12 protein-coding genes are annotated in these 15,916 nt (G+C 52.7%); 5 read left to right on the top strand and 7 right to left on the bottom strand.

Going from position 1 to position 15,916, the window contains the following annotated elements:
* Positions 1 to 60 precede the first annotated feature (60 nt).
* Entirely contained in the window at positions 61 to 1,401 is a 1,341-nt protein-coding gene (locus NDI45_RS06315) for a cytosine deaminase (RefSeq protein ID WP_348246786.1), read from the top strand.
* Here the strand turns inward: NDI45_RS06315 and bioB are convergent.
* The 3 genes from bioB to tmk all read right to left on the bottom strand — a co-directional run bounded on the left by bioB (position 1,387) and on the right by tmk (position 4,979).
* Entirely contained in the window at positions 1,387 to 2,370 is a 984-nt protein-coding gene (gene bioB, locus NDI45_RS06310) for a biotin synthase BioB (RefSeq protein WP_348246785.1), read from the bottom strand. The genes NDI45_RS06315 and bioB overlap by 15 nt on opposite strands.
* Before the next feature lie 167 nt (positions 2,371 to 2,537).
* Complete coding sequence (locus tag NDI45_RS06305; protein ID WP_348246784.1) at positions 2,538 to 3,821, bottom strand: HhoA/HhoB/HtrA family serine endopeptidase; 1,284 nt, start codon at positions 3,819 to 3,821, stop codon at positions 2,538 to 2,540.
* Between the two features lie 387 nt (positions 3,822 to 4,208).
* Positions 4,209 to 4,979, bottom strand: a complete 771-nt coding sequence (gene tmk, locus NDI45_RS06300; RefSeq protein ID WP_348246783.1) for a dTMP kinase — start codon at positions 4,977 to 4,979, stop codon at positions 4,209 to 4,211.
* 482 nt (positions 4,980 to 5,461) lie between these two features.
* Here tmk and NDI45_RS06295 point away from each other — a divergent pair, with 482 nt between their 5' ends.
* Positions 5,462 to 5,833 (top strand): hypothetical protein, encoded by a 372-nt coding sequence (locus tag NDI45_RS06295; RefSeq protein WP_348246782.1) that lies wholly within the window; start codon positions 5,462 to 5,464, stop codon positions 5,831 to 5,833.
* Positions 5,834 to 5,925: 92 nt separating this feature from the next.
* Here NDI45_RS06295 and NDI45_RS06290 read toward each other — a convergent pair whose 3' ends face one another.
* Positions 5,926 to 6,171, bottom strand: coding sequence for a hypothetical protein (locus NDI45_RS06290; protein ID WP_348246781.1), 246 nt, complete (start codon positions 6,169 to 6,171; stop codon positions 5,926 to 5,928).
* On the opposite strand from NDI45_RS06290, the gene NDI45_RS06285 reads away from it, so the two are divergent.
* Complete coding sequence (locus NDI45_RS06285; RefSeq protein ID WP_348246780.1) at positions 6,166 to 8,115, top strand: AMIN domain-containing protein; 1,950 nt, start codon at positions 6,166 to 6,168, stop codon at positions 8,113 to 8,115. The two genes, NDI45_RS06290 and NDI45_RS06285, sit on opposite strands and share 6 nt — an antisense overlap.
* Positions 8,116 to 8,260: 145 nt before the next feature.
* Here the strand turns inward: NDI45_RS06285 and frr are convergent, their stop codons facing one another.
* Together frr and pyrH are read right to left on the bottom strand one after the other, a co-directional pair.
* Positions 8,261 to 8,809: a ribosome recycling factor gene (gene frr / locus NDI45_RS06280; protein ID WP_190790690.1), complete on the bottom strand. Its 549-nt coding sequence runs from the start codon at positions 8,807 to 8,809 to the stop codon at positions 8,261 to 8,263.
* Positions 8,796 to 9,524 carry a UMP kinase gene (gene pyrH, locus NDI45_RS06275; RefSeq protein ID WP_190790691.1) on the bottom strand — a complete coding sequence of 243 codons (729 nt, stop codon included), beginning with the start codon at positions 9,522 to 9,524 and terminating at the stop codon, positions 8,796 to 8,798. The genes frr and pyrH overlap by 14 nt, the downstream gene beginning before the upstream one ends.
* A 663-nt stretch (positions 9,525 to 10,187) precedes the next feature.
* Between pyrH and selD the strand changes: the two genes are divergently transcribed.
* The gene (gene selD, locus NDI45_RS06270; protein ID WP_348246779.1) at positions 10,188 to 12,584 is read left to right on the top strand and encodes a selenide, water dikinase SelD; all 2,397 of its coding nucleotides are present in this window, start codon (positions 10,188 to 10,190) and stop codon (positions 12,582 to 12,584) included.
* Positions 12,585 to 12,817: 233 nt separating this feature from the next.
* Positions 12,818 to 14,002 (top strand): 1-deoxy-D-xylulose-5-phosphate reductoisomerase, encoded by a 1,185-nt coding sequence (gene dxr / locus NDI45_RS06265; protein ID WP_348246778.1) that lies wholly within the window; start codon positions 12,818 to 12,820, stop codon positions 14,000 to 14,002.
* A 92-nt stretch (positions 14,003 to 14,094) separates the two neighbouring features.
* Here dxr and ribBA read toward each other — a convergent pair whose 3' ends face one another.
* Entirely contained in the window at positions 14,095 to 15,867 is a 1,773-nt protein-coding gene (ribBA, locus tag NDI45_RS06260; protein WP_348246777.1) for a bifunctional 3,4-dihydroxy-2-butanone-4-phosphate synthase/GTP cyclohydrolase II, read from the bottom strand.
* Between the last annotated feature and the right edge of the window lie 49 nt (positions 15,868 to 15,916).

Genomic DNA, 15,916 nt, shown 5'->3' with positions numbered 1-15,916 from the left:
GAGGCTGGTGAGCCGTGAAGGAATGAGAGCGTGTCGTGTGGTGCTAGGGATAGGGCTTTCATGGTATTTGATGCAGAACAGTACTGGTTGACGAATGCGCGTGTGCCGATCGCCCTTTTAAAAGATGTGAGCTTTCCAGTGTCGGGTGATTTGGCGCAGGTTGATTTACTGATTCGATCGGGTCAGATCGCCGAGATTGTGCCTGCGAAGGGTCGATCGATAGAAGGAACGTCTGCATACGATCTAAGGCAAGGCATCGTGTTTCCCTGCTTTGTCGATCTGCACACGCATCTAGACAAAGGACACACCTGGGGACGTGCTCCCAATCGATCTGGATCGTTTGAGGATGCGCTGCAAACCGTTGCTGCGGATAGCCAGAAGCACTGGAACGCAGAAGATGTGTATCGGCGCATGGAGTTTGGGCTGCGGTGTGCTTATGCTCACGGGACGCAGGCAATTCGCACCCACATCGACGCTTATGGAGAACAGGCAGCGATCAGCTTCGGAGTATTTCAAGTGCTGCGGCAGGAGTGGGCAGACCGCATGTTACTCCAGGCAGTGTCTCTCGTGCCTCTGGACTATTACCTGACCCCGGAGGGAGAAAAGTTGGCGGATTTAGTGGCAGAAGCGGGCGGAGTGCTTGGGGGTGTGACGATCGCTCATCCTGACCTCTCTCAGCAGATCGAGCGCCTGTTCAGCCTGGCAAAAGAGCGCAATCTCGACCTCGACATCCACACCGACGAAAGCGGGGATCCGGCAAACAATGCGCTGTATCACATCGCGGAAGCAGCGATTCGGCATCAGTTTTCTGGACAGATAGTTTGTGGTCACTGCTGTAGCCTGGCAGTTCAAGCGGCGAAGGATGCCACAGAAACGATCGATCGCGTCCGGCAGGCAGGCATTGGAATTGTGAGTCTGCCGATGTGCAATCTGTATTTGCAGGATCGCAACCAGGAATCTGCGCTTAATGGCGGTTCTTTGCAGGAGGCAGTTCTGCTCACAAAAACTCCCCGGTGGCGTGGGATTACACTAGTGCATGAGCTGAAGCAAGCTGGAGTTCCAGTCGCCTTTGCCAGCGACAACTGCCGCGATCCGTTTTATGGCTATGGCGATCATGACGGCTTGGAAGTGTTCACTCAGGCAACCCGAATCGCCCAGCTTGATGCCCCTTACGACAACTGGAGCCGCAGCGTCACCACCACTCCTGCCGCCCTGATGAAACTGCCGCAAATCGCTGAAATTTATCCGGGTGCGGCGGCGAATTTGATTTTATTCAGAGCACGCTACTACAGCGAACTGTTTGCCCGTCCCCAGGTCGATCGCATTGTGCTACGGAATGGAAAGGCGATCGATACGACTCTGCCCGACTATGCGGAACTGGATGATTTAATTTATCGATAGGGCATTGGTGTCAACAAAGGGTTCGAGCGGCACTGCGCCGATGTCTTCTAGCAGCTTGCGATCGGCATCCTGATCGGGGTTGGCAGTGGTCAGCAGCTTTTCACCGTAAAAGATTGAGTTTGCGCCCGCCAGGAAGCAAAGCACCTGCGCTTCGCGGCTGAGGCTGGTTCTACCCGCACTAAGACGGACTCGCGCCTGGGGCATGAGGATGCGGGCAACGGCACACATTCGCACCAGTTCCAATGGGTCGATCGGTTGCTGTTCCTCCAGTGGTGTACCCGACACGGCAACGAGGGCATTAATCGGTACGCTTTCGGGGTGGGGAGTCAGGGTTGCCAGCACTTGCAGCATTCGGGCACGATCGACCAAACTTTCACCCATGCCAATAATGCCGCCACAGCACACGGTAATGCCTGCCTTGCGAACTCGATCAAGCGTTTCCAGCCGATCGCCATAAGTGCGCGTCGTAATAATCTGGTCGTAGAATTCGGGGCTGGTGTCCAGGTTGTGATTATAAGCAGAGAGCCCGGCGGCGGCAAGCCGCTCTGCTTGAGAGTCGGTTAACATTCCAGCAGTGACGCAGGCTTCTAGCCCCAGCGATCGAACCTGGCGCACCATTTCTAGCATGGCTTCAAAGGCGACTCCTTCGCGAATTTCCCGCCATGCCCAGCCCATGCAAAAGCGAGTTGCGCCCAGCTCTTTTGCCCGATGCGCGGCAGCAACGACTTCTTCGATCGTGAGCGTTGGCTGCTTTTCAACAGTGGTTTCATAGTGCGCCGACTGCGGACAATAGCTGCAATTTTCTGGACAGCCCCCGGTTTTAACGCTCAGCAGCGTGGCAAGCTGGATGCAGTTCGACGGGTTGTGGCGACGGTGAACCGTTTGCGCCTGAAATACCAGATCAAGCAGCGGCTGCTGGAGCAGATCGAGGATTTCTTCAGTCGTCCAATTATGGCGAAGGTCAGACATGAGCGGTGAGCAATAGTGTCTTGGTCGGTAAGTCTTTGATCATACCGGGAAGCGATCGAGAAAGGACGATCGGCAAGTGGACAACCGCAAGATTCGGCGTAAGCAAAAAAAAGGCGCAAGCTGCGCCTCGTGTCTTATCAGGAAAAAGGTCAGAAAACGAAATGGGATTAACCCTGCTGGTCAGAATTATCAACGGGGTAGGCTCCTGGCTGCACGGTCAGGTTAACATCCTGCCCAGCCCGTCTAAGCTGCACCTGCAAATTGCTGCCCACCTGACTCTGCTCCACAACGTTTTGTAGCTCGTTTGCCTTTGTGATGGTTTGACCGTTGATGCTGCGAACGATGTCTCCTGCTCGAATTCCGGCTTTAGCAGCAGGAGAGTCCGACACAACGCGAACTACTAGAACTCCCTCATCCTCGGTGACGTTCAGATCGCTCTCTGGATTGCTGTTAATGTCCTGCTTTACGTCTGGCGTGAGGGTTACCATTTGCACTCCTAAATAGGGGTGCTGAACGCTGCCCTTGGTAATGAGTTCATTCGAGATGCGCTGAACGGTATTAATCGGAATCGCAAAGCCAATTCCTTGAGCATCCGCACGAATAGCGGTATTCACGCCAATGACTTCGCCACGCTCATTCAGCAAGGGACCACCAGAGTTACCGGGGTTAATGGCAGCATCCGTTTGAATAAAGTCAATTCGCTTGTCGGAAATGCCCACATCACTGCTCGATCGTCCGGTCGCGCTGATTATGCCCGCCGTGACGGTGTTATCTAGCCCCAGCGGGTTGCCGATCGCGATCGCCCATTGACCGGGCTGAATCTGGTCAGAGTTACTGAGCTTTACTGTTGGGAGATTCGTTTCATCGACTTTTACAACCGCCACATCGGTTACGGGATCGGAGCCAACCACCCGGCCTTCTATTCTGCGCCCGTCCTTAAGCACGACTTCGACCGTATCCGAACCCGCAACAACATGAGCGTTGGTAATAATCTGTCCATCCTGACTGACGATGAAACCAGAGCCAACTCCACGCTGCACTCGCTCAGACGGCTCCTGAAGAGGCACTCGTCCACCAAAAAACTGCCGCAGCCTCGGATCGCGGAATGCTTCGGGAACTGCCGACCTCACCGTGCGGCTAGCATCGATTCGCACCACGGCAGGTCCAACGTTCTGCACGACCGAAGTAATGAAATTGGGGTCGCGGATGGGAACATTTTGCGCCTGGGCGATCGAAGTGGGCGGCAACTGCGCCTGTGCCTGCTGACGCAGCGGCGAACTTGGGTTCCAGGCAATGTAGGCTCCGGTCGTCGCGACGCTAGCCCCCAGCAAAACAGAAGCGAAAGAAGCTCTCCAGCCGCGATTGGAACGATGAGAAGCGGGAGTTTCAGTAAGTTGAGTTTCAGAATGACGGGAAGCCGTTTCCGCTTCAGGATAATCGAACTGAGACATAAGTATGGTGAAGTTTTGACTGGATGAGGTGGACGAATTGGACTCAGGAGAATGATGGGTCGAATCAGAATTTTGCTGTGTTGCCATCTCGCACCTGTTGCATAGATAGGGTGAGTTTATGACGATGCGAAGCGGTTCTCCTCGCCGGATAAATGCCCCTGCCTCGATCGAGCCATTAGCTCTGGCACTGTTATCTCGACGCCATCAACAAGAAAAGAACTTGGAAAGGAAGAACCGATCGACGGATATTGACTATTTGATATTGACTACTATAGACAGACCGTATTGCGACCATGTGGCAACCCAATGGCACGCTAATGAATTTTTGATTGAGCAGCTTAGCCTTTACCAGTCCTGCTATTTAGAATTTTGGGGTCAGCCCTTTTGTCACTCTTTCGCCCACTTACCCAATCGATCGATCAGTACCGTTTGGATTTGCTGTGTCACCTGCTCTGAAGGCTGGCTAGCGTCAATGCGGACAATTCGAGCGGGAAATGTCTTGGCCAGATCGGTAAAGCCCTGCTGCACCCGGTGATGAAACTCGATCGTGGCTTGCTCAATTCGATCGCGACTGCCCCGCCGCTGGGCACGAGCTAAGCCAAGCTCCACATCTAGATCGAGCCAGAGGGTGAGGTCGCTTTGCAGCCCGCCTGTGGCAATTTGATTGAGCTGATCAATCAGGGGGCGATCGAGCTGTCGGCCGTAGCCTTGATAAGCAATGGTGGAATCAGTGTATCGGTCGCAGAGAATCAGTGCCCCTTGCGCTAGTAAAGGTTTCAGCATTCCCGCAACGTGCTGAGCGCGATCGGCTGCATAAAGTAAAAGTTCGGTGCGGTCTTGCAGTGGCTCGTCGCTGGCAGGATGAAGCAAGAGTTGACGCAACTGCTGCCCTAGCCCAGTCCCGCCTGGTTCACGAGTCGCAACACACTGGGAAAATAACGGCGATTCCTGCCTGTTATTGAGCCAATGAGTTTCCATCAGCCAGGTATGCACGGCTTTGATTTGCGTCGTTTTGCCTGAACCCTCTACACCTTCAAAAACAACGAGCCTTCCGGGTTGCTTCTCAAACGAGTTTCTGGGTAAATCTCTAGGCAAATCTTCGGATAAATCTTTGGGTAAATCTTCGGGCACCGTTTCAAATTGAGTGTTCCTACTCATGCAAATGCTGCAAATTTCAACGAATCGCCTACAATTAAGAGAATCGTCTGCATCAAATCAAGGAGTGTGTCGCTTGAGATCTCCCTCTAAAAGCAGATCCTTCTTAAATGGTTTAGCTAAATTGTCCGGGAATTAGTCAAGTTAGACTGAACTCTGGATATAGTAAGGCACTTTTACCAAGATTGGTTTTGTTCACATTATTTCCAGCAGTTTTCGTCATCTAACCAGCAGCAATGGGGTAAGGAACGAACCAGGAAACGAAACAAAGTCCACTCGCTCAATTGAGATTGAGTTCAGGTACATCAAACCGGAAATTCCCAATTCATACCTTTGCAGGCAAACTTGCAGGAATAAGTCTTTCCTGAGATAACCCGCCTATTCGATTGAAACGACTAATTCAGTGCCGGAACAGTCTTGACGGGAATACAAAATTCCGATTGGGTAGGAGTGGATGGTTAAACGTTAAGATGCCGGGGTTGCCTATGGCTCGTTATACCAGCTTATTTACTATTTCAGTGTCGTTAGATCACCCCGAATGGCGATCGGCTTCTAATCGGCTGCGCCATTCCCTCAGCGAGACGCTGCGATCGTGCAGTTTGGATGTTGTTTTTGACTCGGAAGACTACCTGGTCGCGAAAGAAACGCCCGGTCATGTCTCTTATACTCAGCTTGTGACGGTTGAAGTCCTGATCGAACGACCTGTTCAAGATCCTGCTGTCCGCATGAATTTTGTGGTGAAGAACGAAGAACTTCCTCTCAAGAGCAATAATCACTGCCGCGCAATGTTTGACTCTGTGAATCGGGCGATCGCTGAGAATCGGCAATGGCGGCTGATCGAAAGCGCCGTAAGCTAGGGCAGGAAAAGATAGGCTCGTAAATTTCCTGCCTACCGCGCTCAACAAGCCTTAACCAAGAAACTGTGCCATTTTGCAGCAAAGCCATTACACTAAACGCTGTATTGATTTAGGGCAGGATGAAACGCTACATATAGAGGGGGATAGGGGAACCAGTCTTTTACTGCCCCTACTCCTATCATGACCACATGAAAGCTGAGCCGCCCCACGGCTATGATACTGGTGATGCCCTGGCAAAGGACTTCGCGAGTCAGACGCTTTAGCGATCGTGTGCCGCGTTTTTTCCTGCTCGAAAAGATAGCGTTCTTTGCCGTGCGGCTTGTGAGGTGATTATGCAAAAGCGATTTGTGCAGCAGGTTCAGACTCAGTTTTGGCTGAGTGTTTCCCAACCAGTCGGGTTATTGGGGACAGGGCTGATACTTACTGGAGCCGCGATCGCGTTGCCTGCTTCGTTTGCTTCGCAGTTCCCCGGAGGGGCAATTGCCCAGGCTTCTTCGCTGCAATGGCAGTACGACCCTGAATCAGCCGCGCTGTCAGTCAATCTTCCTCCTGGCGCAACGCCACGCTATTTCTTGGCGGCTCAGCCTGCCCGCATTGTGATCGATCTGCCTAACACTGATGTCGGCACACTTCAAACCGAAAAGCAGTTTCCCGGCGCAGTTCAGCAAATTCGCATCGCTCAGTTTCAGCCCGGAGTCACCCGAATCGTGATGCAGCTAGCTGCGGGAACCGTTCTAGCTCCACAGCAGGTTGACCTCCAGCAAAGCGGCGATCGATGGGTGCTGCGCCCAGTTCTGGCAGGGGCAAACCCTGCTCCGGCTCAGACAGTCGCTTCGCCCTTCCCCGAAGAAGGTATCGCTTCCCAGTCCCCCGAAAGGGAGACTGCTGCTGTAAATTCCCCTTCGCCTCAAGCTCCTGATGCTTCTCCTGTCAATGCGGCTCCTGAGGTGATAGCAGATTCATCAGCCGCTAATTCAACATCAGCAGGTTCAACTCCAAATCTAGCAGCAGCAAATGAAGCAACTTCAGACCTGCCGCCTCTGGAACCGGGCGCAACAGAAATTCCTGTAGAACTCCCCCCGGCTGACCCTGCCGCAGTTCCTTCAGAAATGCGCTCTGCGCGAACCACTCCCCCCACAGTTTCAGTTCCCGATCTGTCTGCTGTTGCCGCCTCTCCAGACCCAGCCCTATCTGCTCCTCCAGGAAATCTGACTCCTGCTCCTCAAACTGCTGAAGGTCAGGCTCCTGAGATCCAAGCTTCTGAAATTCAAGCTTTTGAGAATCAAGCTTCTACCGCTCAGCCCTCAGAGAATCCAACTTCTGTTCCTCAAACCACCGCTCAAGCCACTGAGATTCAGAACGCTGAAGTTCAAACTCCTGCCTCTCAAACCTCAGGGAATCCGGCTCCTGCCCTTCAAGCTTCTGAAACTGAGACCTCTAAAGCTGAAGCGACTGAACAGCCTGTCAGAGCAAATGAAAATCCGACTGAAGCGATTACCGCTGCTATTCCAACCGAACTGCCTCCTGCTGAACCAGAATCGCTGCCCACCGAACTGCCTCCTGCCACATGGACGCCGCCAGCAGAGCGTTCAGTTCGCGTCCCCGCCCTAAATTCTTCCAGCCCATCCCCTGCTCGGACTCGTGATGCCAGCGCGATCGAGTTTGGGCAACCGCTACCGGGATCAGAATCGACCAGCACAGCCTCCAGAACCACTGCTCGCGAAACTCCGCAGGAAGGATTCCGTGAAACTGTGGTGGCGGTCAATTCAACTTCAGGCGTATTGCTGCCTTCGGGAACGGTCCTAAGTCTGCGATACCAGGGTGAAGAAACGCTTAATCTGTCGAGCGATTACCCACTTCAGGAAGTGCTGGTGGTCGATCGCGATGTGCGGAATCAGGAAGGCCAAATTATTGTGCCTGCGGGTAGTCAGGTGATTGGGCGATTTGAAACAGGCAGTTCAGGCAGCGAGTTTATCGCTCAGGCAATTAGCATCGATGGGGAAAGTTTTTTGCTAAACGGACGATCGAATAAACTATCGGGCGATCGGCAGCTCTCCAGCAACCAGATGATGCAAAACTCGGCGGTCGGCGCAGTCGCAGGAACGCTTTTGGGAGCCGTCACCGGAGTTGGACTGATTGCCGGAATCGCGGCAGGTGCAACAACCAGTGCAGCAACAACTTATCTGACTGCACCACAGCCCGCCATTATCGAACCCAATCGCGTGGTCGAAGTGCGGCTATTCGAGGATTTGCGCCAGCCAGGATATGGCATTGGCGGCTGATGTTTGAAAAAATTTTCATTATCCAATTCGCCCCCTAAACTTGAATTCCAGGAAGCACATCGTTTCCTGGAAGCATCTCAAAGTCCCCCAAAACTGGGGGATTTAGGGAGCGATGTAGAACCTCTGATTCTTCCGAATCACCCTCTTAAATCGTCATAATGTCGGACTCTTTCTCGGAAAGAATCTGCTCAATCTTCTGAATGAATTTGTCTGTCAGCTTCTGAACGCTGTCTTGCGTATCCCGCGCTTCGTCTTCCGAAACATCGCCGCTCTTTTCCTGCTTGCGGATTGAGTCGATCGCATCTCGACGAATATTGCGAATCGAGACTTTGCCTTCTTCTGCCATTTTTGCCGCCATTTTCACCAGCTCTTTACGCCGATCGCTCGTTAGAGGCGGAATGTTCAGGCGAATTGTGGAGCCGTCGTTATTGGGCGTTAAGCCAATGTCCGATAGACTGATTGCCTTTTCGATCAGGTTCATCGTATTACGATCGTAAGGCTGAATGGTGATCGTGCTGGCATCTGGTGTGTTGATGTTGGCAAGCGATTTGAGCGGGGTTGGAGTGCCGTAGTATTCAACCGTGACGCGATCGAGCAAAGAAGTATTGGCGCGTCCAGTTCGGATGGTGTTAAACGATCGTTGAGTTGCCTCAACGGCTTTCTGCATGTGGCTTTCAACGTCAGCTAATTTCACAAGACCCTCCAACAATCGTTCCAATCGACTCTCCCATCACTGCCCGACGAACATTGCCCGCCACGGAAAGGTCAAACACAATAATGGGGATATTGTTATCTTTACACAAGGCGATCGCAGTGGTATCCATCACCTTCAGGTCTTCGGTTAAAACGTGGCTATAGGTCAGGCTTTGGTAGCGACGCGCTTTCGGATTTTTCTTGGGATCGGAGTCATACACCCCGTCCACCTTAGTTGCCTTAAACACCACTTCTGCATTGATTTCAGCCGCTCTCAGGGCAGCCGTTGTATCAGTGGTAAAGAACGGATTTCCTGACCCTGCTCCAAAAATCACGACCCGCCCTCTCTCCAGGTGACGAATTGCCCGCCGCCGAATATAGGGTTCTGCTACTTCCTGCATCTCGATCGCACTCAACACCCGTGTGGGAACTTCGAGCCGTTCCAGGGCATCCTGCAAGGTCATCGCATTCATAACGGTCGCAATCATGCCGATATAGTCTGCGGTTGCCCGATCCATTCCGGCGGCTGCCCCTTTCACACCCCGAAAAATATTGCCGCCCCCTACAACGATCGCGGTCTGCACCCCTGCTGAAACAATTTCTTTTACTTCTTCTGCAATACTCTGAACCACAGACGGGTCAATCCCGTAAGACAGATCGCCCATCAGTGCCTCGCCGCTCAGCTTCAGCAAAACGCGCTGGTAAGTAAGTCCCATGAAAATATTTCTTTTTGCTCAAGACGCTTCCAACTAAAGATAGCAGAGGTGGGGAGGGGGTGAAGAGTGGATGGAGGGATGGGTGAGGAGTTGGGAAGATAGGGATAATGAGGGGATAGGGTGAGTTTTTCTGTAGGTTTGGGGCGGTGGCAATGGCTTTCAGATTTGAGTTGAAGGTTGATTGTAGTAGCGCTGGCCCACTTGGTATGACGATGGGCTTAGGTTTGGAGACTTTGACCCTGCTCAGCTTCCCATTAGGCAAGAAACACTCCAGCGTCTTCTAGGATGGCAGGAAGTTTATAACAACACCTATGAAGATGAATATCCGTATAACTCCAGCTTTCCCAGTGAAGAAGCACTAAAAATTTGGGTTCGAGAAGGGCTGCGGCTCTGGGTGCAGCTTAATAAAGAGCTAAGTTCTAAGTATGAGGTGATTAAGCAACTCCTGTATCAGGGTGAGGTACAGCCTTTTACGTTGGAAACTTTGCCGGATGAGATTCAGCAGAAGTTTAAGCAGGATATAGAGAACTCATCAGAGTCATTACTGTAGAATTTTGAGTTACCCAAGCTTGTAAAGCTCTTCCCATCTCCTCACCCACCGATCGCCCCCTCACCCACCGAATTCAACGCTACGGTAGAGACTGACGTGTTTCTGTAATTGTGATGCAGTCGTCGCCAATCCTCAAAGACCTCGTACTCATCGGCGGGGGGCATAGCCATGCGATCGTCCTAAAACAATTCGGCATGAACCCGGTTCCGGGAGTGCAGTTGACGCTGATTGCTGATGTGTCGCATACGCCCTATTCGGGAATGCTGCCGGGTTATATCGCAGGGGCATACCAGTTCGACGAATGCCATATCGATCTGCGTCCGCTTTGTGAGTTGGCTCAGGGGCAGATGATTGTCGATCGCGCCATTGGGTTAGACCTGAAAGAAAATTGCGTTTTGTTTGCGAATCGTCCGCCGATCGCCTTTGATCTTTTGTCGATCGATATTGGCAGTACGCCTGCGGCAGTCACAGTTCCGGGGGCGGCGGAGTACGCGATTCCGGTAAAGCCGATTTCTCAGTTTTTGCAGCGATGGGATCAGGTCATCGAGCGAATTGGGCAACAGTCTGATTCTTCAATGCGATTGGCAGTGGTCGGTGGCGGAGCGGGTGGCGTGGAGCTAATCTTGGGACTTCAGGCACGGCTGCGGCAAATGCAACAAACATCTGGACAGCCCTCGATTCCCGAACTGCATTTGTTCCATAAGGGCGATCGGCTTGTCCCAGAAAGGCATCCTCGATTGGGACGGCAACTTGAGCGTGTGATGCGCGATCGAGGCATTCACCTGCACCTGAGCGAAACAGTCTGTGAAATTCGGGCCGTACCTGCTCAAAGTCCCCCAGGTTTGGAAGGCAGAAAAGAGAACAGAGGAGGCAGTGTAACGCTCTCAAATTCAACCCCTGATTCCCCAGCTCAGCCAAGCCAGACGCTAAAAGAAATTCACTGCGAATCTGGTCTAACGATCCCCGTTACAGAAGTGTTTTGGGTGACGCAAGCTTCGGCGGCTTCATGGCTAGCGGATTCTGGACTGAAAACAGACGATCGCGGCTTCCTGCTGGTAGACGATCGGCTGCGATCGATCTCCCATCCTCAGGTGTTTGCAGCGGGTGATGTGGCGAGCATGGTGAATCATCCCCGTCCAAAAGCAGGCGTGTTTGCGGTGCGACAGGGCAAACCTCTGGCAAATAATCTGCGGCGCGTGTTGCAGGGCAAAGATCCGCAGCCGTTCAAACCGCAAAAAGAATTTTTGATTCTGGTAGGAACGGGCGATTTTCCAGAAGCAGGTCAGTTAAAGCGAACAGCAATTGCCTCCCGTGGAAATCTCAGCTTTGGTCCTCATCCAATTTTCTGGAAGTGGAAAGATTCGATCGATCGACGGTTTATGGAGAAATTCACGAATCTAAAACCGATGATGTCGATAGATGCGAAACCTTTTGCTGCCGATGTCCCTCCTTCGATGCACTGCGCGGGGTGTGGCTCAAAAGTAGGCAGTTCGGTGCTTCAGCTTGCTCTGAACCGAATCAATCAATCGCGTCCCCCCGTTCTAAATCGCCCCGATATTTTGATTGGACTCGATGCCCCCGATGATGCAGCGGTGGTTAGTGTTCCGTCGGGTCAGGTTATGGTGCAGACCGTAGACTACTTTCGATCGCTCCTCAGTGACCCCTTTATCTTCGGGCAAATTGCGGCAAATCATGCGCTAAGCGATCTGTTTGCAATGGGGGCAATGCCTCAAAGTGCGCTGGCGATCGTCACCCTTCCTTATGGAACCACTACCAAGCAGGAAGAAACGCTGTATCAGGTGCTTTCAGGGGCGATCGAAATGCTGCACCAGGCAAACGCCGTGCTCATCGGCGGACACACGATCGAAGGCGGAGAACTAGCGTTTGGCTTAAGCTGCAACGGCTTAGCAACAGCAGATCAGCTCTGGAAAAAAGGCGGGATGCAGCCCGGACAGGCTCTGATTCTCACCAAGCCTCTGGGAACAGGAACGCTTTTTGCGGCAAATATGCAGCTTCGGGCAAAAGGACGCTGGATTGAAGGGGCGATCGACTCGATGCGTTTATCCAATCAATTTGCGATCGAACCTCTACGGCAATCCAACACAACAGCCTGCACGGACATCACTGGCTTTGGGCTACTGGGACATTTAATAGAAATGGTTAATGCTTCTCGGGTGGCGATCGATCTCGACCTCAACGCACTGCCGATTCTAGAAGGCGCAAAAGAAACAGTGCAGCAAGGATTTCTCAGTTCACTGCACCCACAAAACTTTGGCGCGAGTCGCTTCATCCAAAATCCACCCGTCCATCATCCCCTTTACCCCCTGCTATTTGATCCGCAAACCTCGGGTGGACTATTAGCAAGCGTACCAGGCGATCGGGCAAGGGACTGTCTGGCGGCTTTGAGAAACGCAGGCTATGAGGACAGCCGAATTGTCGGACAAGTTATTTCTGCAACTCCCGAAAATGCCGCTACGCCGATTCGCATCACCAATACAATGCCCTACTAGGCAACGCCGAATCCCAGCTAATGTATATAAGTTACGCTGCACACCCCATCCTACTCGTTCAATCGCTCCCATTACAGGGCAGCCAGAGTTGCCTAAGTTTCAAAGTTCTCCATTCATCGAGGATCTAGGGGGCGATGCAGGACATTCGTGACGTTTCAAACATCCTCTGACTCCTCTCCCGCTTCGATCCCCTCTCGTCCTATAGTTAGATTGCTGCTCATTCTGAACCGATCGTGAAAGCAATTACTCTCCTGGGATCAACGGGATCTATTGGCACTCAAACTCTCGATATCGTGGCGCAGTACCCCGATCAGTTTCGGATTGTCGGGCTGGCGGCTGGAAATAATGTCGAGCTGTTGGCGCAGCAGGTGCGGCAATTTCGCCCAGAGATAGTCGCGATCGGCAACGCAGCACACTTGCCCACCCTGAAGGAAGCGATTGCAGAGCTTGACCCCCAGCCAATTCTGGTGAGCGGTGAAGCCGGAGTCGTGGAAGTGGCACGGTACGGAGATTCAGAAGCAGTCGTCACGGGTATTGTGGGCTGTGCGGGTTTACTGCCAACGATCGCTGCAATTCAAGCAGGGAAGGACATTGCGCTAGCGAACAAAGAAACCCTGATCGCAGGCGGTCCTGTAGTATTGCCGTTAGTTGAAAAGCATGGGGTCAAACTGCTTCCGGCAGACTCCGAGCATTCAGCAATCTTCCAGTGTCTTCAGGGCGTTCCGGTTGGCGGACTGCGAAAAATTCTGCTGACGGCTTCCGGTGGAGCATTCCGCGATCTGCCTGTCGAAAAGCTGGCTTCGGTGACAGTCGCAGACGCGCTGAAGCACCCCAACTGGACGATGGGACGCAAAATCACGATCGACTCTGCCACCCTGATGAACAAAGGCTTAGAAGTGATCGAAGCACACTATCTGTTTGGCATGGACTATGACGGCATTGAGATCGTCATCCATCCGCAAAGCATTATCCACTCGCTGATCGAGCTTCAAGACACCTCGGTGCTGGCACAGTTGGGCTGGGCAGATATGCGCTTGCCCCTGCTTTATGCCCTCTCCTACCCAGAGCGAATCTACACCGACTGGGAACGGCTCGACCTTGTGAAAGCAGGCAGCCTCACCTTCCGCGCTCCCGATCACGAGAAATACCCCTGTATGCAACTTGCCTATGCAGCCGGGCGATCGGGCGGAAGCATGCCAGCAGTCCTAAATGCGGCAAACGAACAGGCAGTCGCGCTATTCCTGGAAGAAAAAATTCGCTTCCTCGACATCCCCCACCTAATCGAAACGGTGTGCGATCGTCACCAGTCACACCACCGCTCCACCCCAACGCTAGAGGATATTCTGGAAGCCGATCGCTGGGCACGCCAAGAAGTCCTCGCCGCCAGCGAAACCGCCCGATCGGTCAATGTTGCCTAGTCCTCGTTTAATCGCTCAAATCCAGACAGCATCAGAGCACGAACGATCGCAGTTGCCAGAATGAACACGGGGAGCAAAACCCGCACTATCCTTTAATCGATCACCGGATGCTCTGAAAACACAAAAATTCGCTGAGTCTCAAGCTGCTTGCAGACCTGCGACGGCATCACGTTGGTTTCAGGATGTGCCCGATCGAGGCGGAAAATTTGACGGTCGAGCTTTACCTGAAGGTTGCTAAGCGGATCTTGTCCTGTGGCAATCAGGAATTCAAGCTGCTTGACCGATCGCCAGCCTGTTAGCTCATCTAGAATTTTGCCGATCGCTTTGACATAAGGGTGATCTGGCTGCTGATACCAGTTTGGAGGAGACAGATCGACCTGGTCAAAGCCCAGATGAAAAATCAGCGATGAATTCCCAAAGAGGGCGATCGCCAGCGAGCGGGCTTCTTCTTGCAGCAACAAATCCTGTCTTTGCGTCAAGGCACGAATTTTTTCCAGTCGCTCATAGCGATCGGTAACAGAAAGGCGATGGGTCGAAGTGTCTCCGATCGAAGAATCGTCCTGCCACTGAATCGCCACCGTGACCAAATAAGTTCTTAGCAGCAAATGTCCTAGCTTTTCGGCTTTGGTTGCCAGGTAATCAGCATTGTAGGTCGTTGCCTCAATGAGCAGCGGCACCCGATCGACCATCTCTAAGTCGTAGCCCTTCAATCCGGCAATCTTGCGCGGATTATTGGTAATCAGGCTAAACTTCTGCACTTTCACATCATTAAGAATCTGTGCGCCAATGCCGTAATTTCGCTGATCGGCAGGGAATCCCAACCTTTCGTTTGCCTCAACCGTATCCAGCCCCATGTCTTGCAGCGAGTATGCCTTGAGCTTGTTGACTAGCCCGATTCCACGACCCTCTTGCCGCAGATAAACGACTACGCCCTCGCCTGCATTCTCAATCATTTTTAGGGCAGCCTGAAGCTGCATCCGACAATCACACCGTAGGGAGCCAAGCGCGTCTCCGGTCAGGCATTCCGAGTGAACCCGCACCATTACGGTCTTGTCTTTAAAGGTCGCTGGGTCACCTTTCACGATCGCCAAATGCTCTGAGTTATCGAGCTGATTCCGGTAGGCATACACCTGAAAATGCCCGAACTGAGTGGGTAGCTCGGCAACAGCCTCCCGCTGCACAAACCGCTCATGCTGGAGCCGATAGCTAATTAAATCCGCAATGCTGATAATTTTGAGCTGGTGATGCTGAGCATAGTCGATCAGCTGCGGCAATCGCGCCATTGAGCCATCCGGATTCTGGATCTCGCAAATCACCCCTGCCGGATACAGTCCTGCCAGCCGCGCCAGATCAACGCCCGCTTCGGTGTGCCCTGCCCGCTTCAAAACGCCGCCCTCTTTTGCCCTCAGCGGAAAAATGTGACCGGGACGACGCAGATCCTCCGGTTTCGTATTTGGATTAATCGCAAGCTGAATGGTACGGGCGCGATCGTCTGCCGAAATGCCTGTCGAAACTCCCAAATGCAACGCTCCGTCGATGCTGACGGTAAAAGCGGTTTGTTCGTTGCTGTCTTCAAAGGTACGGCTACTCACCATCAGGGGCAGATCTAGCTCATCTAGCCGATCGCCCGTCATTGCCAAGCAAATCAATCCTCGTGCTTCAACCGCCATGAAGTTAATCATGTCCGGCGTGGCAAACTGAGCCGCACAAATAATGTCGCCTTCGTTTTCGCGGTTTTCATCGTCTACCACAACGATCGATCGTCCTGCCTTCAGATCTGCCAGAGCCGCCTCGATCGAATCAAACTGAAACGCCGTGTCTGAACCTGAAAAAGAATGCTCTTGCCCATGTAGCGGTTCCACCATTAATCGCCCCAATTTTGAATGAATTCAGTCATTAGTCGATGAGTACAGG

Origin of the sequence: Leptolyngbya sp. GB1-A1, from assembly GCF_039962475.1 — a bacterium.
Lineage (GTDB): Bacteria > Cyanobacteriota > Cyanobacteriia > Elainellales > Elainellaceae > Leptolyngbya_A.
Note: the sequence above shows the minus strand (reverse complement) of the source record. Positions and strands in the feature narration are given on the sequence as shown.